At 72.7% G+C, this 20,812-nt stretch carries 20 protein-coding genes; 9 read left to right on the top strand and 11 right to left on the bottom strand.

The features are described from left to right. Positions 1–4: 4 nt before the first annotated feature. Both BIV28_RS01210 and BIV28_RS01205 read right to left on the bottom strand, forming a co-directional pair. The gene (locus BIV28_RS01210) at positions 5–637 is read right to left on the bottom strand and encodes a VanZ family protein (protein ID WP_207555695.1); all 633 of its coding nucleotides are present in this window, start codon (positions 635–637) and stop codon (positions 5–7) included. Then, positions 634–1,155, bottom strand: a complete 522-nt coding sequence (locus BIV28_RS01205; RefSeq protein ID WP_242652712.1) for a M15 family metallopeptidase — start codon at positions 1,153–1,155, stop codon at positions 634–636. The genes BIV28_RS01210 and BIV28_RS01205 overlap by 4 nt, the downstream gene beginning before the upstream one ends. Before the next feature lie 318 nt (positions 1,156–1,473). Here BIV28_RS01205 and BIV28_RS01200 point away from each other — a divergent pair, with 318 nt between their 5' ends. The 3 genes from BIV28_RS01200 (at position 1,474) to BIV28_RS01190 (ending at position 4,002) form a co-directional block, all read left to right on the top strand. Continuing rightward, on the top strand, positions 1,474–2,190 hold the full coding sequence (locus BIV28_RS01200; RefSeq protein ID WP_076258594.1) for a response regulator transcription factor: 717 nt from the start codon (positions 1,474–1,476) through the stop codon (positions 2,188–2,190). A 10-nt stretch (positions 2,191–2,200) separates the two neighbouring features. Then, the gene (locus tag BIV28_RS01195) at positions 2,201–3,259 is read left to right on the top strand and encodes a sensor histidine kinase (RefSeq protein ID WP_083706933.1); all 1,059 of its coding nucleotides are present in this window, start codon (positions 2,201–2,203) and stop codon (positions 3,257–3,259) included. Between the two features lie 284 nt (positions 3,260–3,543). Then, positions 3,544–4,002: a methyltransferase family protein gene (locus BIV28_RS01190; protein ID WP_076258591.1), complete on the top strand. Its 459-nt coding sequence runs from the start codon at positions 3,544–3,546 to the stop codon at positions 4,000–4,002. A 30-nt stretch (positions 4,003–4,032) separates the two neighbouring features. Here BIV28_RS01190 and BIV28_RS01185 read toward each other — a convergent pair whose 3' ends face one another. The 4 genes from BIV28_RS01185 to BIV28_RS01170 form a co-directional block, all read right to left on the bottom strand. Beyond that, complete coding sequence (locus BIV28_RS01185; RefSeq protein WP_076258589.1) at positions 4,033–4,836, bottom strand: peptidoglycan DD-metalloendopeptidase family protein; 804 nt, start codon at positions 4,834–4,836, stop codon at positions 4,033–4,035. Positions 4,837–4,839: 3 nt separating this feature from the next. Continuing rightward, positions 4,840–5,118: a hypothetical protein gene (locus tag BIV28_RS01180; RefSeq protein ID WP_076258587.1), complete on the bottom strand. Its 279-nt coding sequence runs from the start codon at positions 5,116–5,118 to the stop codon at positions 4,840–4,842. Between the two features lie 154 nt (positions 5,119–5,272). Beyond that, complete coding sequence (locus BIV28_RS01175; protein WP_207555694.1) at positions 5,273–5,941, bottom strand: response regulator; 669 nt, start codon at positions 5,939–5,941, stop codon at positions 5,273–5,275. Positions 5,942–5,981: 40 nt separating this feature from the next. Next, positions 5,982–7,658: a sensor histidine kinase gene (locus tag BIV28_RS01170; protein WP_083706932.1), complete on the bottom strand. Its 1,677-nt coding sequence runs from the start codon at positions 7,656–7,658 to the stop codon at positions 5,982–5,984. 159 nt (positions 7,659–7,817) lie between these two features. Here BIV28_RS01170 and BIV28_RS01165 point away from each other — a divergent pair, with 159 nt between their 5' ends. Together BIV28_RS01165 and BIV28_RS01160 are read left to right on the top strand one after the other, a co-directional pair. Continuing rightward, a complete protein-coding gene (locus tag BIV28_RS01165; RefSeq protein ID WP_076258585.1) occupies positions 7,818–9,026 on the top strand; it encodes a PstS family phosphate ABC transporter substrate-binding protein in 1,209 nt (402 codons plus the stop codon). A 182-nt stretch (positions 9,027–9,208) separates the two neighbouring features. After that, positions 9,209–9,889, top strand: coding sequence for a response regulator transcription factor (locus BIV28_RS01160; RefSeq protein ID WP_076258584.1), 681 nt, complete (start codon positions 9,209–9,211; stop codon positions 9,887–9,889). 13 nt (positions 9,890–9,902) lie between these two features. On the opposite strand, the gene BIV28_RS01155 is transcribed toward BIV28_RS01160, so the two are convergent. The 4 genes from BIV28_RS01155 to BIV28_RS01140 form a co-directional block, all read right to left on the bottom strand. Then, positions 9,903–11,309: a sensor histidine kinase gene (locus BIV28_RS01155; protein ID WP_076258582.1), complete on the bottom strand. Its 1,407-nt coding sequence runs from the start codon at positions 11,307–11,309 to the stop codon at positions 9,903–9,905. 93 nt (positions 11,310–11,402) lie between these two features. Next, the gene (locus BIV28_RS01150; protein WP_076258580.1) at positions 11,403–12,629 is read right to left on the bottom strand and encodes a COG4705 family protein; all 1,227 of its coding nucleotides are present in this window, start codon (positions 12,627–12,629) and stop codon (positions 11,403–11,405) included. A 244-nt stretch (positions 12,630–12,873) separates the two neighbouring features. Next, the gene (locus BIV28_RS01145) at positions 12,874–13,563 is read right to left on the bottom strand and encodes a response regulator (protein WP_076258579.1); all 690 of its coding nucleotides are present in this window, start codon (positions 13,561–13,563) and stop codon (positions 12,874–12,876) included. Next, the gene (locus tag BIV28_RS01140; RefSeq protein ID WP_207555693.1) at positions 13,560–15,167 is read right to left on the bottom strand and encodes an ATP-binding protein; all 1,608 of its coding nucleotides are present in this window, start codon (positions 15,165–15,167) and stop codon (positions 13,560–13,562) included. The genes BIV28_RS01145 and BIV28_RS01140 overlap by 4 nt, the downstream gene beginning before the upstream one ends. Positions 15,168–15,328: 161 nt before the next feature. Between BIV28_RS01140 and BIV28_RS01135 the strand changes: the two genes are divergently transcribed. The 3 genes from BIV28_RS01135 to BIV28_RS01125 are packed head-to-tail and all read left to right on the top strand — an operon-like array spanning position 15,329 to position 18,208. Next, entirely contained in the window at positions 15,329–16,138 is an 810-nt protein-coding gene (locus BIV28_RS01135; protein ID WP_076258575.1) for an ABC transporter ATP-binding protein, read from the top strand. After that, positions 16,135–17,091 carry an ABC transporter permease gene (locus tag BIV28_RS01130; RefSeq protein ID WP_207555692.1) on the top strand — a complete coding sequence of 319 codons (957 nt, stop codon included), beginning with the start codon at positions 16,135–16,137 and terminating at the stop codon, positions 17,089–17,091. Before BIV28_RS01135 ends, BIV28_RS01130 begins: the two co-directional genes overlap by 4 nt. A 58-nt stretch (positions 17,092–17,149) precedes the next feature. Next, a complete protein-coding gene (locus BIV28_RS01125) occupies positions 17,150–18,208 on the top strand; it encodes an ABC transporter substrate-binding protein (protein WP_207555691.1) in 1,059 nt (352 codons plus the stop codon). Positions 18,209–18,428: 220 nt separating this feature from the next. Here the strand turns inward: BIV28_RS01125 and BIV28_RS19835 are convergent, their stop codons facing one another. Further along, positions 18,429–18,671, bottom strand: a complete 243-nt coding sequence (locus BIV28_RS19835; RefSeq protein WP_207555690.1) for a hypothetical protein — start codon at positions 18,669–18,671, stop codon at positions 18,429–18,431. A gap of 85 nt (positions 18,672–18,756) precedes the next feature. On the opposite strand from BIV28_RS19835, the gene BIV28_RS01115 reads away from it, so the two are divergent. Then, a complete protein-coding gene (locus tag BIV28_RS01115) occupies positions 18,757–20,655 on the top strand; it encodes a glycoside hydrolase family 15 protein (protein ID WP_076258572.1) in 1,899 nt (632 codons plus the stop codon). Positions 20,656–20,812: the final 157 nt, after the last annotated feature.

The raw sequence follows: 20,812 nt of genomic DNA, 5'->3' as shown, positions 1-20,812 counted from the left end.
ACGATCACACCACGGCCGCTCGTCGCGGTCGCGTGAGGTCGCGGTCACGCCTGCCGCGCCACCCGCGTCGGGAGGCGAGGGCCGCCAGCCCGGCACCGATGGTGTTGAGCAGCACGTCGTCGACGGAGGACACGCGGTCCAGCTGCAGGACGTACTGGGCGGTCTCGATCGACGCGGAGACGGCGGCCGCGGCCACGAGCATCCGCGGCAGCGACGCGACGACCGCGAACCGCAGCGGCGCGAGAAACCCCGGTACCGCCAGGAGCAGGAGGTTGCCGACGACCTGGAAGGTCCCCATGTGGGGCAGGTCCTGCAGCGGCACGAGGCTCACGGCGCCGGTGACGGAGCCCGCGCGGGCGCCCGGGTCAAGGGTCAGCCACAGCGCCGGCAGCATCGCGTACACCAGGCCCACCTCGGTCACGGCGGTGCGCGTCGCCCACCCGGGTTCAACGCCGGCGCTCCGCCGCCTCCGTGCCAGCACCCAGGCCGCCAGTGCGACCATCGGCAGTACGGCGATGGTCACCGAGGCCAGGTGGTCGTACACGGCGAGGTAGCCGTGCCAGGCGTCGTCGGGCAGCAGCGTCCGTGGAGGACCCGGGACGGGGTGGGGCGCGGTGCCCCGCAGGCCGACGGTCACCGCTGGGTCCTCGGGTCCTGCGTCGGGTCGGCGTACCCGGCCGGGCAGCCCTGACTCACGGCGTCGGGCCGCAGCTCGAAGTGCCACGGCTCGTTGTCGTAGACCCGGCACAGGCCGAACCGGGCACCGTGGTCGGCCAGCCACTCCGCGGCGTCCGACCTCCCGACGTCGACGGCGTGCCCCGACACGTGCGCCGACGTGGCAGGCGTCGAGACCCAGCGGGCCGCCTCCTCGCGCGAGCCGTACCGCGCGACGGCCTGGTCGAGGAGCTGCTCCTGGTAGGCCCTGGACCGCCAACCGCTCGAGACGTAGATCTCGACGCCGTCGGCCCCGGCCTGCCTCGACGCGGCACGGAGGGCACCGAGCAGCGCGGGGTCGAGGTTGTCGACGGCGGGGTAGTCGTCGAAGGCCGTCACACCGGAGGGGACCTCCCCGTCCGCAGCGCCGAGCCGCGCGTGGGCGTCGCCCTCCGGCGCGCCGGGAGGCGGCTGCGCGACGCGCACGCTTCGGCGGCCCACGGGCGAGGCCTTCCCCGACGCGTCGGCCGACGCACCGCGTGACGGGCCCGCCGACTTGCCGGGCGAGGCCGCGTCCGGTGAGCCCGCGAGCGCCCTCGTCGCGGAGGGGCCGGCAGGGTCGCCGCCGGCGCTGCACCCGGCGAGGGCAGGAAGGGCCGCGGCGGCGAGAAGGACTGCGACCAGGGTCGATCGGGTCAGGTGATGGGTCGGGCGTTGTCGGTTCGTCGGCATGCGACCCAGTCAAGGCAGCGACGTGTTGCCGGCCCGTCTGCGGATTTCGATACGCGGACGAAAGGTGCGCCTCTCTAGCATCGAGTCATGCGCGTGCTGGTGGTCGAGGACGAGCCGTACCTGGCGGATGCCGTCCGCACCGGGCTGCGCCTGGAGGCGATCGCCGCCGACGTCGCCGGCGACGGCGAGACCGCGCTCGAGCTGCTGGGCACCAACACCTACGACATCGCCGTGCTCGACCGCGACGTCCCGGGCCCGTCGGGCGACGAGATCGCCCGGCACATCGTCGCGTCCGGCTCCGGCATGCCGATCCTCATGCTGACCGCCGCCGACCGGCTCGACGACAAGGCGTCCGGGTTCGAGCTCGGCGCCGACGACTACCTGACCAAGCCCTTCGACTTCCAGGAGCTCGTGCTGCGGCTGCGGGCGTTGGACCGCCGGCGGGCCCACCACCGGCCGCCTGTCCGCGAGCTCGCCGGCCTGCGGCTCGACCCGTTCCGCCGCGAGGTCTACCGTGACGGCCGCTACGTCGCGCTGACCCGCAAGCAGTTCGCGGTGCTCGAGGTGCTCCTCGCCGCCGAGGGTGGCGTCGTCAGCGCCGAGCAGCTGCTCGAGCGCGCCTGGGACGAGAACGCCGACCCGTTCACCAACGCGGTGCGCATCACCGTGTCCGCGCTGCGCAAGCGGCTCGGCGAGCCCTGGGTCATCGTCACCGTCCCGGGCGTCGGCTACCGCATCGACAGCGAGCCGGGCACCGCCGGCACGGCCGGCACCACCGACCGCGCAGGAGGACATCGTGGATAGGACCCCGGGGATGAGCGTCCGCCTCAAGCTCACCCTCAGCTACGCCGGGTTCCTCATGGTCGCCGGCGGACTGCTGCTCGCCACGGTCTGGGTCTTCCTGCTGCGCTACGTGCCCGACCGGTCGACCTTCGGCCCCGGGCCGTTCACCCCGACGCGTTCGGACCTCGCGGACGCGTTCACGCCCCGGGCGGTCCAGGCCCTCGTCGTCCTGCTCGTCCTCGGCCTCGTGGGCGGCTGGTTCCTCGCCGGGCGGATGCTCGCTCCCCTGACGCGCATCACCTCCGCCACGCGTCGGGCCGCGACCGGGTCGCTGTCGCACCGCATCGAGCTGGAGGGCCACCGCGACGAGTTCCGCGAGCTCGCCGACAGCTTCGACGCCATGCTCGCGCGCCTCGAGGCCCACGTGGCCGAGCAGCAGCGCTTCGCCGCCAATGCCTCCCACGAGCTGCGCACCCCCCTCGCCATCACGCAGACCCTCCTCGACGTGGCCCGCCGGGACCCCGACCGCGACGTCGGCGAGCTGCTCGACCGCCTCCAGGTCGTCAACGCCCGGGCCATCGACCTCACCGAGGCCCTCCTGCTGCTCAGCCGCGCCGACCAGCGGTCGTTCACCCGCGAACCCGTCGACCTGTCTCTCCTCGCCGAGGAGGTCACCGAGACGCTCCTGCCCCTGGCCGCGCGGCACGGCGTCACCCTCGAGGCGTCCGGCGAGCGGGCCCCGACCACGGGCTCCCCGACGCTGCTGCTGCAGATGGCGACGAACCTCGTGCACAACGCGATCGTCCACAACGTGGCCGAGCACGGCACCGTCCTGATCAGGACGAGCGTCGAGGCGGGCGCCGCGCTGCTCACCGTGGAGAACACCGGCGAGGTGCTCAGCCCGCGCCTGGTGTCGACGCTCACCGAGCCGTTCCGGCGCGGCACCGACCGCGTCCACGCCGACCACTCCGGCGTCGGGCTGGGACTCGCGATCGTCGACCGCCTCGTGCAGGCGCACGACGGCACGCTCACCCTCGCGGCCCGCCCGACCGGGGGCCTGTGCGTCACCGTCCGGCTCCCCGCCGCCTGAGACCGGGCACGAGATGGTCCCCGCGGCGCTGCCCACGCCGCGGGGACCCTTGCCGTCGACCTGGACGTCAGCCGTTGCGCCTCGTCCCGGGACCGGCGTCCCCTCGAACCTGAGGCCTGACCCCCGGCGCCGGCGCCGGCGCGCTCGCTGTTCAACGCGCCGCCACCGTCAGTTCGACCGGTTGTCGAGCCGCTTCCCAGACTGGCACCGGCCCGGGACGCTGTCCCCGGAATCGCCAAAGCCGGAACCCTCCCCGGGTCCGCGGCCGGTGGGACGATCGCTGCGTGGATGCGCCGTCGTTCCGGGTGTGGCCGCCGGTCGCCCTCGGCGCGCCGCTCCTGCTGGGGCTCGGCCTGACCAGCCGGGTCGGCGACCCGTTCACGGTCCCGGCCGGGCCGGCTCGCTGGGTCGGTGGCGTGCTCGTCGTCGCGTTCGTGCTCTGGAACGGCTGGACGCTGGCGGTCATGGCGTCGCGGGGCACGTCGGTGCTCCCGGGTGGCCCGACGACGCAGCTGCTCGAGTCGGGGCCCTTCCGCGTCAGCCGCAACCCCCTCTACCTCGGCCTGATCGCCCTCGACGTCGGCGTCGCGCTGCTGGTGCCGTCGGCCTGGGCGCTCGTGCTCGTGCCGGTCGGCGTCGCCCTGCTGTCGTGGGGCGCGATCCAGCCCGAGGAGCGCTACCTGTCGGGCAAGTTCGGTCCGGCCTACGACGCCTACCGGGCCCGGGTGCGCCGGTGGCTCTAGGTCGCCCGGCGTCGGGCTACCGGTGATGGGCTACTGGTGGTGGGCGCGCGCCATCGCCACCCACGTCAGCTGGCCGACGATGCCCTTGGCCGGCGACACGTCGTGGTCCTGCTGCCACTTCTGGACCTTGTCGCGGGTCGCGAGGTCGTAGCGCCCGGTGACGCCCGCCCCGGCGGCCTTCTGGATCTGGCGGATGTGCGTCTGGATGCTCTGCTGGTCGAGGAACCCCGAGGCCTTCCAGCCCCGGTTCGTGCCGGCGGCGACGCGGCCCGAGTAGAAGGCCTTGCCGGGCGTGCTCGGCCCGTAGTAGCTGCCGGCCTGTCCCGGCTCCGGCCACCAGTCCGGGATCCACTGCATCGGCAGGGAGTAGTCGACGCGGGGCGCCTGCGGGGCGTGCGCCGCGACGGCCGCCGCCACCTGGAAGTCGATGCTCGGCTGCGGGCTGACGTGGACCCCGCAGTGCCAGCCGCTCGTGTCCTTGTGGCGTTCGAGGTGCAGGTGCGGGGTGTTGGTGTTCCCCTCCAGGCCCACCTCGCCGAGCTTGTCGCCCGCCTTCACCTGGATGCCGTGCCCGATGCGCATCCGCATGTGGGCGTAGAAGTCGACGGTGCCGTCCGCGACCTCCACCGCCACCTGGTGCTCGCCGAGGGCGTTGCCGAAGTCGACGTGGCGCGCGAGCCCCGGGCGGGCGGCGACCACGTCGACCCCGATGTCGGTGAGCAGGTCGATGCCGGTGTGCAGGCCCTTCCCGGCGGCATCCCTGTCGCACGACCACAGGGTCCCGCGGGCGAGGAACCCGTATCCCAGCGTGAACGTCCTGACCGGTCTGACCATCGCTCAGCCCTCCATCTCTTCGTTCGGCACGCGCGCCTGCGACGGGGCGCGCCCGACCTCCCGCGAGAAGGAGTCGCCGAACTCCTCGACCCACACGTGGTCCTCGACGTCCCCTTCGTCGGGGGTCGGCAGCGGGTCGAGGACGTCGTCGTTCTCGACGTAGTCCTCCGGCGGCGGTCCCTCCTCGCGCGGCGGCAGCCTCAGCTGGTCCAGCGACGGGTCGACCGACGCGTTCTCCAGCTCGGGAGCCCCTGACGGTGTCTGTCCTGACGACGTGCTCATGGCGTGCTCCTTCCCCGTGCCCGCTCCCGGTCCCGGGCGGGGACTCGTGCGGCATCGGCGCGCCGCATCACCCTCCAGCATCTCTCCGCCTCACGTCGTGCACACGAGAACGCGACAACCCGACGCGCGCGCACGGGACCGGGGCAACGGCAGGTCAGCCGACCCACGTGTAGCTGTGCTCGGGGCGCCCGGCCGAGCCGTAGGCGAGGGTGATCGTGGCCCGGCCGACCCGAGCCAGGTCGGACAGGTAGCGCTGCGCGGTGACGCGCGAGACGCCGATCCGCTCCGCGACCTCGCTCGCCGTCAGCGCCCCCGACGCCTCGGCGAGGGCGTCGCGGACGAGGGCCGCGGTGGCCTCGGACCCGCCACGACGGCCGCCGCCCTCAGCGCGGGCGGTCCCGTGGATCCGGGCGATCGCGCGGTCGATCTCGGCCTGCTCGATCGGTCCCGAGCCGCTCAGGCTGGCCCGCGTGCGCGCGTACGCCGTGACGCGCTCCACGAGCAGGTCGAGGTCGAAGGGCTTGAGGATGTAGTTCACCGCGCCGGCGGCCAGCGCCCGACGCACCGTGGCGGTGTCGTTGGCCGCCGTGACCAGGATGGCCGGCGCGCCGAGGCGGCCGAGGAGGCTGGAGCCGGGGGCGTCGGGCAGGTACTCGTCGAGCAGGACGAGGTCCGGGTGCTGCGTCCGCGCCAGCAGGAGCGCCTCGGCTGCCGTCCGCGCCTGGCCGACCACCTCGCACTCCGCCAGGGCGTCGATCGCGTCGGCGTGCAGGCGGGCCACGCGGAAGTCGTCGTCGACGACGAGGACGCGCAGCACCGTCATGGCCCCCACCGCCTCGGACGCGCGGCCACCGTCGCGCCGCTCATGTGCGCCCGGCCACGGTCGCCGGTTCGACGACGTGCTCGAGCCGGGCCGAGAAGGCCGCCCCGTGGTCGGCGCTGCCGGGGTCGACGAGCTCGACGTCCCCGCCGTGCCGCCTCGCGGTGCGCCGCGCCAGGGCCAGCCCGAGCCCGTGGTCGCGGCGGTCGACCGAACCGCCGGGACGCGTCGTGAAGCCGGGACGGAAGATCGCCTCGCGGTCCTCGGTGGCGACGCCGGGGCCCGAGTCCACGACGTGCACGACGAGGTCGGCGGCGTCGGCCAGCAGGGTCACCTCGACCCACGGTTCGTCGCCGTCCGGCGTGGCCGCCGACTGCGCGGCGCGGACCGCGTTGTCGATGAGGTTGCCGACGACCGTCACGCAGTCGAGCGGGTGCCGGAGCGGCCGGTCGACCCACGTCGTGTCGCCCACGCGGAGCACGACGCCGGCCTCGGACGCCACGGCCGCCTTCGCCGTGAGCAGCCCGGCCAGGTACGGGTCGTCGACGAGCTCGCCCCACGCCGTGGACGCCTGCAGCTGCACGAGGTACTCCCGGGCCTGCGGCACGTGCCCGAGGCGCAGCAGGCCGGCCACCGTGTGGATCCGGTTGGTGTACTCGTGGGCCTGCGCCCGCAGCGCGTCGCCGAGGGCCCGCGTGGCCTCGAGCTCGCGCGCCAGGTCGTCGAGGTCGGACTCGTCGCGCAGCACGAGCACCGTGCCGAGGTCGCGGCCGTCGCGGACGACCGCGAGCCGGGTGGCCACGACGGTGTGGTCGCCGACCACGGTCAGTTCGCCTCGCGGGGGCTCCGGGCGGGCGAGCAGGGCCTGCACCTCGTCCGGCAGCCCAGCCCGCGCCGACTCCGGGGAGACCCCGGGGCGGGTGCCCATGAGGCGGTGCGCCTCCTCGTTGGCGGCCGTCACCACCCCGTCCGGGTCGAGGGCCACGACGCCGTCCTTGACCCCCTCGAGCAGCGCCTGCTGCCCGCGCAGCAGGTCCGCCATCTCGGCCGGCTCGAGCCCGTGCGTGGTCCGCCTCAGGCGTCGGGCGAGGACGAAGGCGCCCAGCACGCCGAGCACGAGGACCACGACCGCCGCCGCCACGAGCCCCCGCGTCAGGGCCCACACGCTGTCCTCGACGCGCCCCATGCCGAGCCCCACGCTGACGACCCCGACGACCCGCCCGGCGGCGTCCCGCAGGGGCACGCGCGCCCGGGCCGCCGGACCCTCCGCGTCGTCCTCGACCGACATCGTCTCGGCCCCCGCGAGGACCGGGTCCAGGTCGACCCGCACCGGGCTGCCTACGCGGGAGGCGTCGGGGTGGCTGTACCGGACGCCGTTCGCGTCGAGGACGACGACCGCCTGCACGTTGGTGCCGACCCGCACGCGCTCGGCCGCCGCCTGCACCGGCCCGTCGCGGGTGGCCGGGCCGTCGAGCCACGGGGCGAGCCTCGTGTCGAGTGCGGCCGCCCGGGCGACCGTGAGGGCCCTGATCTCGAACTGGCGCTCGACGATGCCACGGACGGTGTACGCCGCGACGGCGACCGACAGCAGCAGGGTCAGGGCGACCAGTCCGGTGACGAGCAGGATCACCTGGTCGCGCAGCCGCAGGCGCGAGCGCCGCGCCGGCCCGGGCCCAGCCGGGCGGGCCCGGCCACCGTCGGCCGAACGCCTCTCCTGCACAGCCGCACCCTAGCCCCGCCCCGGCTCCCGGATCAGCCGTCGGTCACCACGACCTTTATGAACTCAATGCCGCCAACCTTCGCAATCTTGTTCCCGCACAGAGGCATTCCTACGTTGTGGCGCGCCGTGACAACCGACCGCTCAACGAGGAGCCGCGAGATGAAACGACCCCCACTCCGCCTCGCCACCGTCGCCGTGGCCTGCGCCGCACTGACCGCCACCGGCGCCGCCGTGGGCCTGGCCGAGACGAACACGACGGCCAAGGACCTGACCCTGTGGGCCATCGCCCCCCAGAAGACTGTGACGAAGCAGACCGACGCCCAGGACGAGTTCAACAAGGAGCACGGCCGCCCCACGCCGACGCCCGAGCTGCTCCAGCCGACCCCCGACCCCGCCCTCACGTCCTACCGCCCACTCCAGCGGAACGCGCTGCGCGGGACCTACGACTGCGGCGCGTCCGACGTGCTCGCGGCCCTGTCCAAGGACTGGGTCGCGGAGTTCACCCGGATGTACCCGAAGGTGCACATCAACATCGACCCGCCCTACGCGGGCAGCCTCGGGGCGCTCGCCCTCATCGACGGCAAGCTCGACTGCGTCTTCGTCTCGCGCGAGCTCAAGCCCTCCGACGACGTCGCCTTCCGCGACAAGTTCGGCTACGGCCCGACCTCGATCCCGATCTCCGGCGGCAGCTACCGCCACTTCGGGTTCCTCGACTCCATGGGCTTCGTCGTCAACAAGGACAACCCGATCAACAAGCTCTCCTTCGATCAGCTCGACCGCCTGCTGTCCACCACGCACCACCGCGGCGGCACGCCGATCCGCACGTGGGGCGACCTCGGCCTGACCGGTGAGTGGCAGGACAAGCCGATCCACGTGTACGGCATCAAGCCGTGGAACGGCTTCGAGGAGTTCGTCCGCGAGAGGGTGCTCAACTACAACGGCGAGCGCGGCGAGTGGCGCTCCGCCGAGGCCGTGGGCAGCCAGCCGGCCGACCCCGACGTCTCGTGGGACACCACGGTCTTCAACCAGGCCAAGCACGTCGAGGACGACCCGTACGGCATCGCCTACACCGGGATGGCCTACGTCGACCAGCCCGTCAAGGTGCTCTCGCTGAGCAACCACGACAACGACCCGGCGTACGCGCCGACGTACGAGAACGTCGCCTCGGCGCAGTACCCGCTGAGCCGGCTCGTCTACCTCAACGTCAACAAGAAGCCGGGCCGGCAGCTGGACCCCGTGCTGCGCGAGCTCATCAGGTTCGTCATCAGCAAGCAGGGACAGCAGGTCGTCGGCGCCCAGGGCGTCTTCCTGCCCCTGCGGGGCTTCCAGAGCGCGGCCTCCTCCCAGCAGCTGGCCGACCTGCCGTGACAGCCTGAGCCGGCCGGGTCCGGTCGGAGCGCGTGGTGAGGTGGTCGGGCGCCCAGGGCTCCCGGCCACCTCTCCTGCGGGGCCGCTGCTTCCGCTCAGCGAGGACTCAGGTGCGGACCCGTAGGGTCGCAGGCATGAGCCACGACGCCGCCGCCTCGGCGACCCGCGGGAGGGCCTGACCAGTGCGCATCCTGCTGGTCGAGGACGAGCGCCCCCTCGCCGAGGTGGTGCGCCGGGGTCTGTCCCGGGAGGGCTTCGTCGTCGACGTGTGCCACGACGGTCAGGACGGACTGTGGGCCGCGTCGGAGTCCGTCTACGACGCGATCGTGCTCGACATCATGCTGCCGAAGCTCAACGGCTACGAGGTCGTCGAACGCCTCCGCGACGCCGGGGTGTGGACCCCGACACTCATGCTGACGGCCGTCGACGGCGAGCACGACCAGGCCGAAGCGTTCAACCTCGGGGCCGACGACTACCTGACCAAGCCGTTCAGCTTCGTCGTGCTCGTCGCCCGGCTGCGGGCCCTCATCCGCCGTGGTGCCCCCGAGCGGCCGGTTGTGCTGACGGCGGGGTCGCTGTCGCTCGATCCCGCGCGCCGTCGGGTGCGTCGTGGCGGCACCGAGATCCCTTTGACCACCAAGGAGTTCGCGCTCCTGACTTTCCTAATGATGCACGTCGGGGAGGTCGTCACGAAGGCCGCGATCCTCGACGCCGTTTGGGACCCGGCTTATGACGGCGACGTCAACATCGTCGAGGTCTACGTCGGGTACCTGCGTCGCAAGATCGACGCGCCGTTCTCCTCGTCGAGCATCGAGACGGTGCGGGGAGCGGGCTACCGGCTCCTCGAGAGCGACCCCGGCTGAGCTCCCTCCCCGGTCAGGCCGGTGGGACGGAGGGCGCGTCTGCCGGGGCGAGCGGAAGGGTCAGCTCGAACCGCGCACCACCGCCGGTGCAGTCGGTCGCGAACAACGTCCCGCCGTGCGCGGCCGCCAGCTCCCTCGCGATGGCGAGGCCGAGGCCGGCGCCGCCGGAGCTGCGAGACCGGCTCGCGTCGAGGCGGACGAAGCGATCGAAGACGCGATGCCGATCCTCGACCGGGATCCCGGGCCCGTCGTCGTCGACCCGGACGATCGCCTGCCCGTCGTCGGTGGAGACGGTGACCTCCACGGCCCCGCGGGCGTGCCTGGCCGCGTTGTCGAGCAGGTTCCGGAGCACCTGCTGGAGTTGGTGCTCGTCGCCGAGGACGCGCACCGGAGCGTTGTCGAGCCGGACGGTGACCCCGCCGAGGCCGCGCAGCCGCCGGGCCTCTGCGTCGACGAGGTCGTCGAGGTCGACCTCGCGCCGGACCTCGGCCAGCGACGCGTCGTCCGCGCGTGACAGGAGCAGCAGGTTGTCGACGAGCCGGCCCATCCGCTCCGTCTCGGCCCGCACGATCGGTCCCAGCTGCTCCCACGACGTCTCCGCGTTCCCGGGTCCTACGAGCTCCGACGACGTCCGGATCGTCGCGAGGGGTGAGCGCAGCTCGTGGCTCGCATCGGCCACGAACCGCCGCTGCGCCTGCTGGGCGGACTCCAGACGCGCGAGCATGGAGTTCATGGTCTCCGCGAGGTGGGCGACCTCGTCGTCGGTCGGCGGGACCGGTACGCGGTCGTGGAGGTGCGAGGCGCCGGTGCGCTCGACCTGGGCCCGGATCGCCTCGACGGAGGCGAGCGCCCGACCGACGCGCCACCACGTGACGAGCGCCGTGAGCCCGACGAGCAGCGGCACGGCCGCCGACAGCAGCGACGCTGTGGTGAGCACGGCCTGCTCGCGCGTGCTCTGCGAGGCGGACGCCACGAGCACGTACGGCGTGTCCGCGTGGTCGACGCCGCGGGCCACTACCAGGGGGGCCTGCAGGGACTGCGGCCGCGGCAGCAGCGAGCGGCCGCTGACGAGCGTCTGTCCGTCCCGGGGTGCCAGGTCCGTGACCGGAGCGGTCCGGTTCGGCCGCGAGGTGTACACGACTGTGTCGGTACTGCCTTGCCGTGAGATCACTTGCACGAGAACGTTGTCCGGGCCCTCGTCTCGTTCGCTGAGCTCGAGTCCCGGCGTCCCCCTGGCCGCGAGCACGCTCGCGTCCTCGTTGACGATCGCGGTGATGCTGTCCTGCAGCGTCTGGGTCAGGGCACGCTGCAGCACGAGCACCAGGAGGGAGCCGCCCACCAGGAGGGCGACGGCCACCACCACCGCGGCGGCGACCGTCGCCTGGCGACGCACTCCCGGGCGCGACCGGAGACGAGCCAACGGTCTGAGTCCTTCCGATTCCGCCCGGGGCGCATGCCTCGGGGTCGTATGCGGCGTGTGCGCGCCGCGCTCTCGATTGTGCCCGAGCGACTGCTACTGCTTCTTCTCGAGCGTGCCGATGGTGGACTGCAGGGACGTCAGAGCCGACAGGCTCGCCGCCTTCGTGGGCGGCGTGGCCCGCAGCGCGGTCAGGGCGGCGTCGATCGCCGAGTCCATGGCGTGCCAGTCGTCTGGCGAGGCAGGCTTCATGGCTGCCTCCCCGTTGTCCCACGCGACCTCGAGGTCCTTGATCCGTGCCGTCGCCGCCGACAGGTCGCCCTTCTTCGTCCTGGCTGCCACGTCGTCGACGATGACGGCGAACGGGCGCAGGTCGCCGATCGGCGAGGTCGGGTCTGCCTCGAGCGGGTTGACAGGCGCTGGCTTCCCCGCGGTCCCGGCTGCGGTGGGGGCGGCCACGGCGGGCGTCGGTGACGGTGCGAGCACGACGGCCGCGGCCACAACGGCGACCGCACCTGCGGCGGCCCAGGCGTAGTCCCGGTGCGGGCTGACGGCCGGCGCCTCGCCCTTGGCCCGGATTCCGTGCCGGGTCGCGTTGACCTGCTCGCGTGCAACGAGGGCGACGATGACGGCAAGGAAGACGAGGCTGGTGAGGCTCGCGCCGAGGCCGAGGCCGCCGAAGTCGCGAGCCTGGGTCAGCAGATCGCCCAGCGAGGCGCCGAGCGGACGCGTCAACACGTAGGCGATCCAGAATGCCAGCACGGCGTTGAGGCCGAGGCGCCGGCCGAGCCACACCCCGAGGATGAGGCCGCCGAAGATGAAGGCCCCGTTACGGAAACCGAGCGACAGGGCCTCGGTGGCGAGGTCGCCGCCGGCCGTGCCGAGGGCGAACGTCGTGAGGATCGCACCCCAGTAGTAGCGCTCGCGTCGCGGGGTGTCGATCGCCGTGATCGCCAGGGTGCGCTCCTGACGCCACCAGACCGTGAAGACCACGGCGAGGATGACGGTGAAGACCGCGGTGCTGACGTAGAGGCTCACGCCGAGGGTGTCGGTGAAGAAGTCGGTGATCTGGGTGCCGACGATGCTGACGAGCACGACGGTGAGCCAGTAGAGCCACGGGACGAGCCGACGGGCCCGCAGCTGGGCGACGAGGGCGATGGCGAGGAGCGTCATCATCGCCCCGTCGGTGACCGCCGTGCCCAGGCCGACCTGGACTGCCAGGTAGTCGGCGAAGGTCTCGCCGATCGTCGTGGACAGGATCTTGATCAGCCAGAACGTGGCCGTGATGGCTGGAACCTTGTTGAGCAGGGGTGTACTCGACAAGCGGCTGCGTCCTTGCTCGAGAAACAAGCGGCTGCGTCCTTGCTCGAGAACGGTACTGACGGTGTCAGGCATGGTGGATTTCCTCGCAACGGTCGTATCGGCTCGTTCAGCCAGAGGGCACGGTGCCCCCGCCGGACGTTCCGGCGGCCCCGAGACTGGCCGACGCCGCCTGAGACCACGCTGAGAAGCAGGACCCATCCCCACTCGTTCCGGGCCGGTGCCGGTCGGCGGGCGCCAGCCCGGGTCAGCGGCGACGCGGCAGGTAGCGGTGCTCCGGGCGCCCGGTGGACCCGTAGGACAGGTCGAGGTCGATGAGCTGCTTCTTGACGAGCGAGGCGAGGTAGCGCTGCGCGGTCGGGCGGCTCGCCCCGAGGATCTGGGCCACCTCGGCCGCCCCGACCGGCGACGGCGCCTCCGTGACGATCTCGAGGACCCGCGCCATCGTCGGCTGGAGCCCGCGGACCGTGGTCGCGCGGCGCGGTGGCGTGCCGCGCAGCGTGTAGAGGGCGTCGACGACGTCCTGGTCGAGCTCGTCCTCCCCGGCCGGCGCGCGGCCCAGCCGCTCCGCCCAGGCCCGGTAGGCCTCCAGCTGCTCGCGCAGCGCGGCGAAGGTGAAGGGCTTGACGAGGTAGTAGAAGGCGCCGAGCTGCATCGCCGTGCGCACCGACTCGAGGTCCCTGGCCGCCGTGACGAGGAGAAAGTCGGGCACGGGTCGCCCGCTCGCCGCGAGCCGTCGCACGAGGTCGAGGCCGGTGAAGTCGGGCAGGTACATGTCGAGCAGGACGAGGTCGGGAGCCAGATCGCCGACGAGCCGCTCGGCCTCGGCCCCGGTGTGGGCCTCCCCCACGACGCGGTAGCCCTCGACCCGCCCCACGGCCAGGGCGTGGGCGTGGGCCACGTGGTAGTCGTCGTCGACGACGAGCACCTCGATCATGCGGCCCCCTCCCGCACCCGGAGCGGCAGGGCCACCTCAAACCGGGCCCCGCCCGGCGAGCTCGCCGTGATCGTCCCGCCGGCGCGCGTCACGAGGCGGTGCACGAGGGCGAGCCCGACGCCCCGACGCATCGCCCCACGTGGGCTCTTCGTCGAGTACCCGTCGACGAAGACGTCCTCGAGGCGGTCGGCCGGGATGCCGGGGCCGGAGTCGGTGACCGACAGGTGCAGGACGCCGTCCTGGCGCACCAGGCGCACGACGACCTCACCGCGGGGGTGGCGTCCGGCGGTGGTGGGGTCGCCCGCGACCGCGTCGACGGCGTTGTCGACGAGGTTGCCGAGCACCGTCGTGACCGGCAGGCCCTCGACGTCGTCGGCCTCGACGCGGCTCGTCGGGTCGAGGCTCACCACGACGTCGTGCTCGGCGGCCACCGTCGTCTTGGCGAGCAGGAGGGCGGCGACGACGGGAGCGGCGACCCGCGAGCGGATGTCCTCGCTGGCCAGCGACGTCTCCTGCCAGAGCTGCTGGCTGTAGCGGGTCGCCTCCTCCACCTCGCCCATCTCCAGCAGCACCGACAGCACGTGCAGCCGGTTGGAGAACTCGTGCTCCTGGGCGCGCAGGGCGGTACTCAGTCCCTCGACCGAGTCCAGCTGCCGCAGAAGGCCTTCCAGCTCGGTGCGGTCGCGGATCGTCACCACCGACCCCGCGTCGCGGCCGCCGACGACGACCGGCATCCGGTTGAGGACGAGCAGGTGCTCGTCGGTGACGACGACGAGGTCGGTGCCCTCGGCCTCGCCGGTGACGACCGTCCGCAGGCGACCGGGTGGCACGACCTCCTCGACCTGCTGGCCGAGCCGGGCGGCCTCGAGCCCGAGGAGCCGGCGCGCCTCGTCGTTGAGGACGTTGATCGCGCCGTCGGCGTCGATGCCGAGCACGCCCTCGCGGATGCCGTGCAGCATCGCCTCGCGCTCCTGGACGAGCGCGACGATCTCGGCAGGCTCGACCCCGAAGGTGACCCGCTTGATGGCCCGCGCCAGCAGGAGCGAGGCGACGACGCCGAGCCCGAGGGCCACGAGGCTGTACAGCGCGATGTCGGTCACCTCCGCCGACACCCGCACGCCGACCTCGGACTCGAGGATGCCGACCGACACCTCGCCGATCGGGCGGCCCGACGCGTCGAGGATCGGGGCGCGCGAGTTGGCCGACCGGCCGAGGCTGCCCTCGTCGATACCGGTGTGCACCTGCCCGTCGAGGGCCACGACGGGCTCCTCGACGCGCTGCCCGATGAGGGCCGGGTTCGGGTGCGAGTACCGCACCCCGGCGCTGTCGATGATCACGACGTAGGAGGCCTGGGTGGCCGACCGGATGTGCTCGGCCAGCTGGGGCAGGACGTGCCCGGGGTCGCCCTGCTCGACCGCCGACGCCACGGCCGGGATGCGCCCGACGGTGACGGCCACGCTGCTCGCCTGGTCGATGGCGTGCGCGTCGGCGGCCTGCCCCGTGAGACGCGTGTAGAAGCCGAACCCGACGGCCATCGTCACCACGACGATGCCGAGCACGGCCAGGAGGATCCGGGACGCCAGCGTCCGGGCAAACCTCGGCATACCTCTCCTCACGCCGTCGGGGACGCGATCCAGCATGACTGAGCAGAACGCACAAAACCACGGACAACGCGACTATCACGGCCAAGGCGCACAAGGCTTCAGGCCGCGGCGGGCCCACTCCTACGGTGACGCAACTCAACGAGGAGAAAGGGTTCCGGCCCATGGCCGCCATCGAGCTACGCAGCGTCACCAAGACCTTCCCCACGAGTGGGGGCGGCAGCTACACCGCCATCCAGGACCTGAGCCTGACGGTCGAGGACGGCCAGTTCTGCGCCGTCGTCGGACCGACCGGCTGCGGCAAGTCCACGACCCTGACGCTCGTCTCCGGGCTCGAGCGCCCCACCCGCGGCGAGGCCGTCGTGCACGGCGAGCCCGTGCGGGGCATCGACACGAGCACCGGGTTCGTCTTCCAGCAGGACGCCGTCTTCCCGTGGCGCTCGGTCCTCGACAACGTCGCGGCCGGACCGCTCTACCGCGGCCGCTCCCGGGCGGAGGCCACGGGCCTGGCCCGTGACTGGCTGCGCCGCGTCGGCCTGTCGGGCTTCGAGGACCGCTACCCGCACCAGCTGAGCGGCGGCATGCGCAAGCGCGTCGCCCTGGCCCAGACGCTCGTCAACCAGCCCCGGATCCTGCTCATGGACGAGCCGTTCAGCGCCCTCGACGTGCAGACCCGGGCGATCATGTCGACCGAGCTGCTGCACCTGTGGGACCAGACGCGTCCGGCCGTCGTCTTCGTGACGCACGACCTCGAGGAGGCGATCGCCCTCGCCGACAAGGTCGTCGTGATCACCGCCGGACCCGGCACCGTCAAGGCCGAGTTCGAGATCGACCTGCCGCGGCCGCGCGTCGTCCAGGAGATCCGGCTCGACCCGCGCTTCACGCGCCTCTACGGCGAGATCTGGGAGGCGCTGCGGGCCGAGGTCGCGGAGGCCTACGCACGCACGACGCGTCTGGCGGAGGTGGCCTCGTGATCGACACGACCGCAGGGGGCCCCGCCCCCGTCCCCGCCACGGCCACCGACCGCCCGACGCCGGGGAGCCCGACGCCGGGGCGCGCGCCCGCCGCCGACCGGGTCGACGCGTCCGCCGCCACCACCGAGCCCCGCACCGACCCACGGGCCGCGGTCCGGCGCCGACGCGTCCGGCTCGCCGCCGCGCGGCTCGGGATCGTCGTCGTCCTCCTCGGGGCCTGGCAGCTGTGCGTGCACGCCGGGGTCGTCGACCCGTTCTTCTGGGGCGAGCCCACCGGCGTGTGGAGCACGCTCGTCGACTGGGTCACCGTCGGCACACCGCAGGGCTCGCTGGGCGCCCAGATCGTCGTGACCCTCGAGGAGGCCGTGCTCGGGTTCGTCATCGGCTCGGTCCTCGGTGTCGTCCTCGGCATCGCCCTCGGCCGCATCCAGATCCTCTCGGAGATCTTCGCCCCGTTCCTCAAGGCCGCCAACTCGATCCCGCGCATCATCCTCGGCTCGATCTTCACGGTCGCGTTCGGCTTCGGGATCCAGTCGAAGGTCATCCTCGCGGTCGTCCTCGTCTTCTTCGGCGTCTTCTTCAACGCCTTCCAGGGCAGCCGCGAGGTCGACCGCAACCTCGTGGCCAACGCCCGCCTGCTCGGGGCGTCGCGGTGGCGGGTGACCCGCGACGTCGTCCTGCCGTCGGCGTTCACGTGGATCCTCGCGAGCCTGCACATCAGCTTCGGCTTCGCCCTCATCGGCGCGCTCGTCGGCGAGATCCTCGGCGCCAACGAGGGGCTCGGCCTGCTCATCCGGTCCTCGCAGAACAACTTCGACATGAACGGCGTCCTCGCCGGCATGGTGCTCGTCGCCGCCATCGCCCTGACCGCCGAGGGTCTCATCACCCTCCTCGAGCGCCGGCTCCTCCGGTGGCGTCCGCCCCAGACCCACGGAGGAGGCGCGCACGAGTAGCCCGCCGACGCCTGCACCTCCAGCACCAGAACCACAACAGACTCAAAGGAGAGTTCCCTTGAACACCAAGCGATTCGGCGCGCTCGGCGCCGCCCTGCTCGCCGCCTCGACGATGGCAGCGTGCGCCAACAGCGCCTCCGGCGCCTCCGGCACGGCCGGGTCGGTCGACGCCAACGCCCCCACCGTGACGATCATGGTCGGCGGCATGAGCAAGCAGATCTACCTGCCGTTCATGCTCGCCAAGCAGCTCGGCTACTACGCCAAGGCCGGCGTCAACGTGAACCTCGTCGACGAGCCCGCCGGGGGCGACGCGACGCAGAACATGCTCGCCGGGCAGGTCCAGGGCGTCGGCGGGTTCTACGACCACAACATCGCCCTCCAGGCCCAGGGCAAGTCCTCCGAGGCCGTCGTGTCGATGCTCCAGATCCCCGGCGAGGTCGAGCTGTGCCGCAGCGACCTCAAGGGCACCATCAAGAGCCCGGCCGACTTCAAGGGCCAGGCGCTCGGCATCACCGACACCGGCTCCTCGACCGACTTCCTGACCCAGTACCTCAGCAAGAAGAACGGCGTCGACCCGACGCAGGAGACCCGCCGCGGCGTCGGCGCCGGTCAGACGTTCATCGCCGCGATGAAGCAGAAGACGATCGCCTGCGGCATGACGACCGAGCCGACCGTGAGCAAGGCCCTCTCGGACGGCACGGCCTTCATCCTGCTCGACATGCGCACGGCCGCGGGCTCGAAGGCCGCGCTCGGTGGCACGTATCCGGCAACGTCCCTCTACATGCCGACCGAGTGGGTCAACAGCAACAAGGCCACGGTGCAGAAGCTCGTCAACGCCTACGTCGCCACGCTCGCCTGGATCCAGGCCCACGACGGCGCCGCCATCGCCGACAAGATGCCGGCCGACTACTACAAGGGCGTCGGCAAGGACGCCTACGTCGCGGCGCTCAACAGCGAGAAGGGCATCTTCAACCCCACCGGACTCATGCCGGCCGACGGCCCGCAGACGTGCCTCGCCGTCCTCGGCGAGTTCAACCCGAAGGTCCAGGGCAAGTCGATCGACCTGTCCAAGACCTTCACCAACGAGTTCGTCACGGCAGCCACGCCCCTCAGCTGACCGAGGCGAGCCGAGCCGGGCGAGCGTTCGAGCCCGTCTCCCCCGTGGCCCGACCCTCCGACGGGGGTCGGGCCACGGCCGCGCCCAGAGCGCGGGCGGACGGACGAAATGTCCACGAACCCGCATCAGCGGGCCCGGGGTGGGTAGCACGCAGACACAGCGTCATCGCCCGGCTCCAACAGCGCGGGCCGGGCGGTGGCGTGCCCCGGCAGCGCCGAGGTCAGGCGTCGGTCTGTGGCGCGTCGGGCGCGTCGGGCGCCTCCCGGCGATGCGCCAGCTCGGCCCGCAGCCGCCGTTCGTGCCGGCGCAGCTCGGCCAGCCGAGCGGTCTGGCCCGGCAGCGGCCGGGACCCGGTCGTGGACTCCTCGCGCAGCCGGTCCTCCGTACGAGCCAGCTCGAGGACCAGCTCCCGGTCGCTCATCCGGGTCAGGTCCGCCTCCGGCTCCCTGTGCACGCCAGACACGGGATCAGGGTACGTCCGTCTGACCGTCCCGAGGAGCGTCCCGGTGCTCTTGTCCGTACCCGAGCGCCGGGGGGACGCTGTGGACATGGACGGATCGGTCGCCGCGTCGGCGCAGACAGCCGCCGACGCGCACACCAAGACGGTGCCCATCGCCGACTACGGCTTCCTGTCCGACGGCGAGGTGACGGCGCTCGTCGCCCCGGGTGGCGACATCGACTGGATGTGCCTGCCCCGGCTGGACTCGGCGAGCATCTTCGGAGCCCTGCTGGGGCGGCACGCGGGACGCTTCCGGCTGGGGCCGTCGGACACGAGCGTGCCGACCGCCCGGCGCTACCTGCCGGGCACCAACATCCTCGAGACGAGCTGGGGGACGTCGACGGGCTGGATCATCGTGCGCGACGTCCTGCTCATCGGGCCGTGGCACCACGACGACGGGGTGTCGGAGAAGCACCACCGCACGCCGATGGACTACGACGCCGAGCACACGCTGCTGCGGACCATCCGCTGCGTGTCCGGTGAGGTGCAGACCGTGATGGCGTGCGAGCCGGTCCTCGACTACGGGCGCAGGCCGGTGCGGTGGGAGTACGGCGAGGGCGGCTACCACGAGGGGTGGGCGAACGCCGACGGCACCGGCGTGACGCTGCGGCTCACCACCGACTTCCGCCTCGGCTTCGAGGGCGGCCAGGCCACGGCCCGGACGCTGCTCAAGGAGGGCGACGAGCGCTTCGTGGCCCTGTCGTGGGGCGCGGTGCCCCCGCCGACGACGAGCGCGCAGGCGCACGACCGCCTGGAGTGGACGGCGCACCACTGGCAGCACTGGCTGGCTCGCGGCCACTTCCCCGACCACCCCTGGCGCACCTACCTGCAGCGAAGCGCCCTGACGCTCAAGGGCCTGACCTACAGCCCGAGTGGTGCCGTCGCGGCTGCCGCGACGACCTCGCTGCCCGAAACCATTGGCGGACAACGGAACTACGACTACCGCTACACCTGGATCAGGGACGCGACGTTCGCCCTGTGGGGGCTGTACTCGCTGGGGTTCGACTGGGAGGCCGTGGACTTCTTCTCGTTCATCGCCGACGTGGCCGAACGCGACGAGGACCTGCAGATCATGTACGGCATCGGCGGGGAGCGCGACCTGCCCGAGTCCACCCTCGACCACCTGCCCGGCTACGCCGGGTCGCGTCCCGTGCGCGTCGGCAACGCGGCGCACAGCCAGGTGCAGCACGACGTGTGGGGTGCCCTGCTCGACTCGGTGTACCTCCACTCGAAGGTGGCCGACCACCTCGACGGGCGCATCTGGCCGATCCTCGGACGGCAGGTGGAGGCGGCGCTCAAGCACTGGCGGGAGCCCGACGCCGGCATCTGGGAGGTGCGCGGCGACCTCAAGCACTTCACGTCCTCGAAGATCATGTGCTGGGTCGCCGTCGACCGCGGCGCACGCCTCGCCTCGATGATCGGCTACGAGTCGCAGGCCGCCGAGTGGCAGCTGGCCGCCGACGAGATCAAGGAGGACATCCTCACCCACGGCGTCGACGCCCGCGGGGTGCTGGTCCAGCACTACGACACCGACGCCCTCGACGCGTCGCTGCTGCTCGCGCCGCTGGTGCGGTTCCTGCCGCCCGGCGACCCGCGGATCAGGGCTACGGTCCTCGCGATCGCCGACGAGCTCACCGTCGACGGGCTGGTGCTGCGCTACCGCGTCGACGAGACCGACGACGGCTTCGCCGGCGAGGAGGGCACCTTCACGATCTGCTCCTTCTGGCTCGTGTCGGCCCTGGCCGAGATCGGCGAGACGAAGCGCGCGCACGAGCTGTGCGCGAAGCTGCTGTCGTTCGCCGGGCCGCTCGAGCTCTACGGCGAGGAGATCGACCCGCACACCGGTCGTCACCTCGGCAACTTCCCGCAGGCCTTCACCCACCTGGCCCTGATCAACGCGGTCATGCACGTCATCGCCACGGAGGAGACGCCCGACCAGGACATGTGAGCCGAGAGCCGGCCTGCAGGTCACGCCGGCGCTGGCGGTGGCGGTGGCGCTGGCGCCGGCGCTGGCGGTGGCGCTGGCGCTGGCGCTGGCGGTGGGAGCCGTCGTCCGCACACATGCCTTCGAGCTCGCGTTGAGGGCGGCTACGCACTCCGGCTCA

Source organism: Intrasporangium flavum, from assembly GCF_001956915.1.
GTDB lineage: Bacteria > Actinomycetota > Actinomycetes > Actinomycetales > Dermatophilaceae > Monashia > Monashia flava.
Note: the sequence above shows the minus strand (reverse complement) of the source record. Positions and strands in the feature narration are given on the sequence as shown.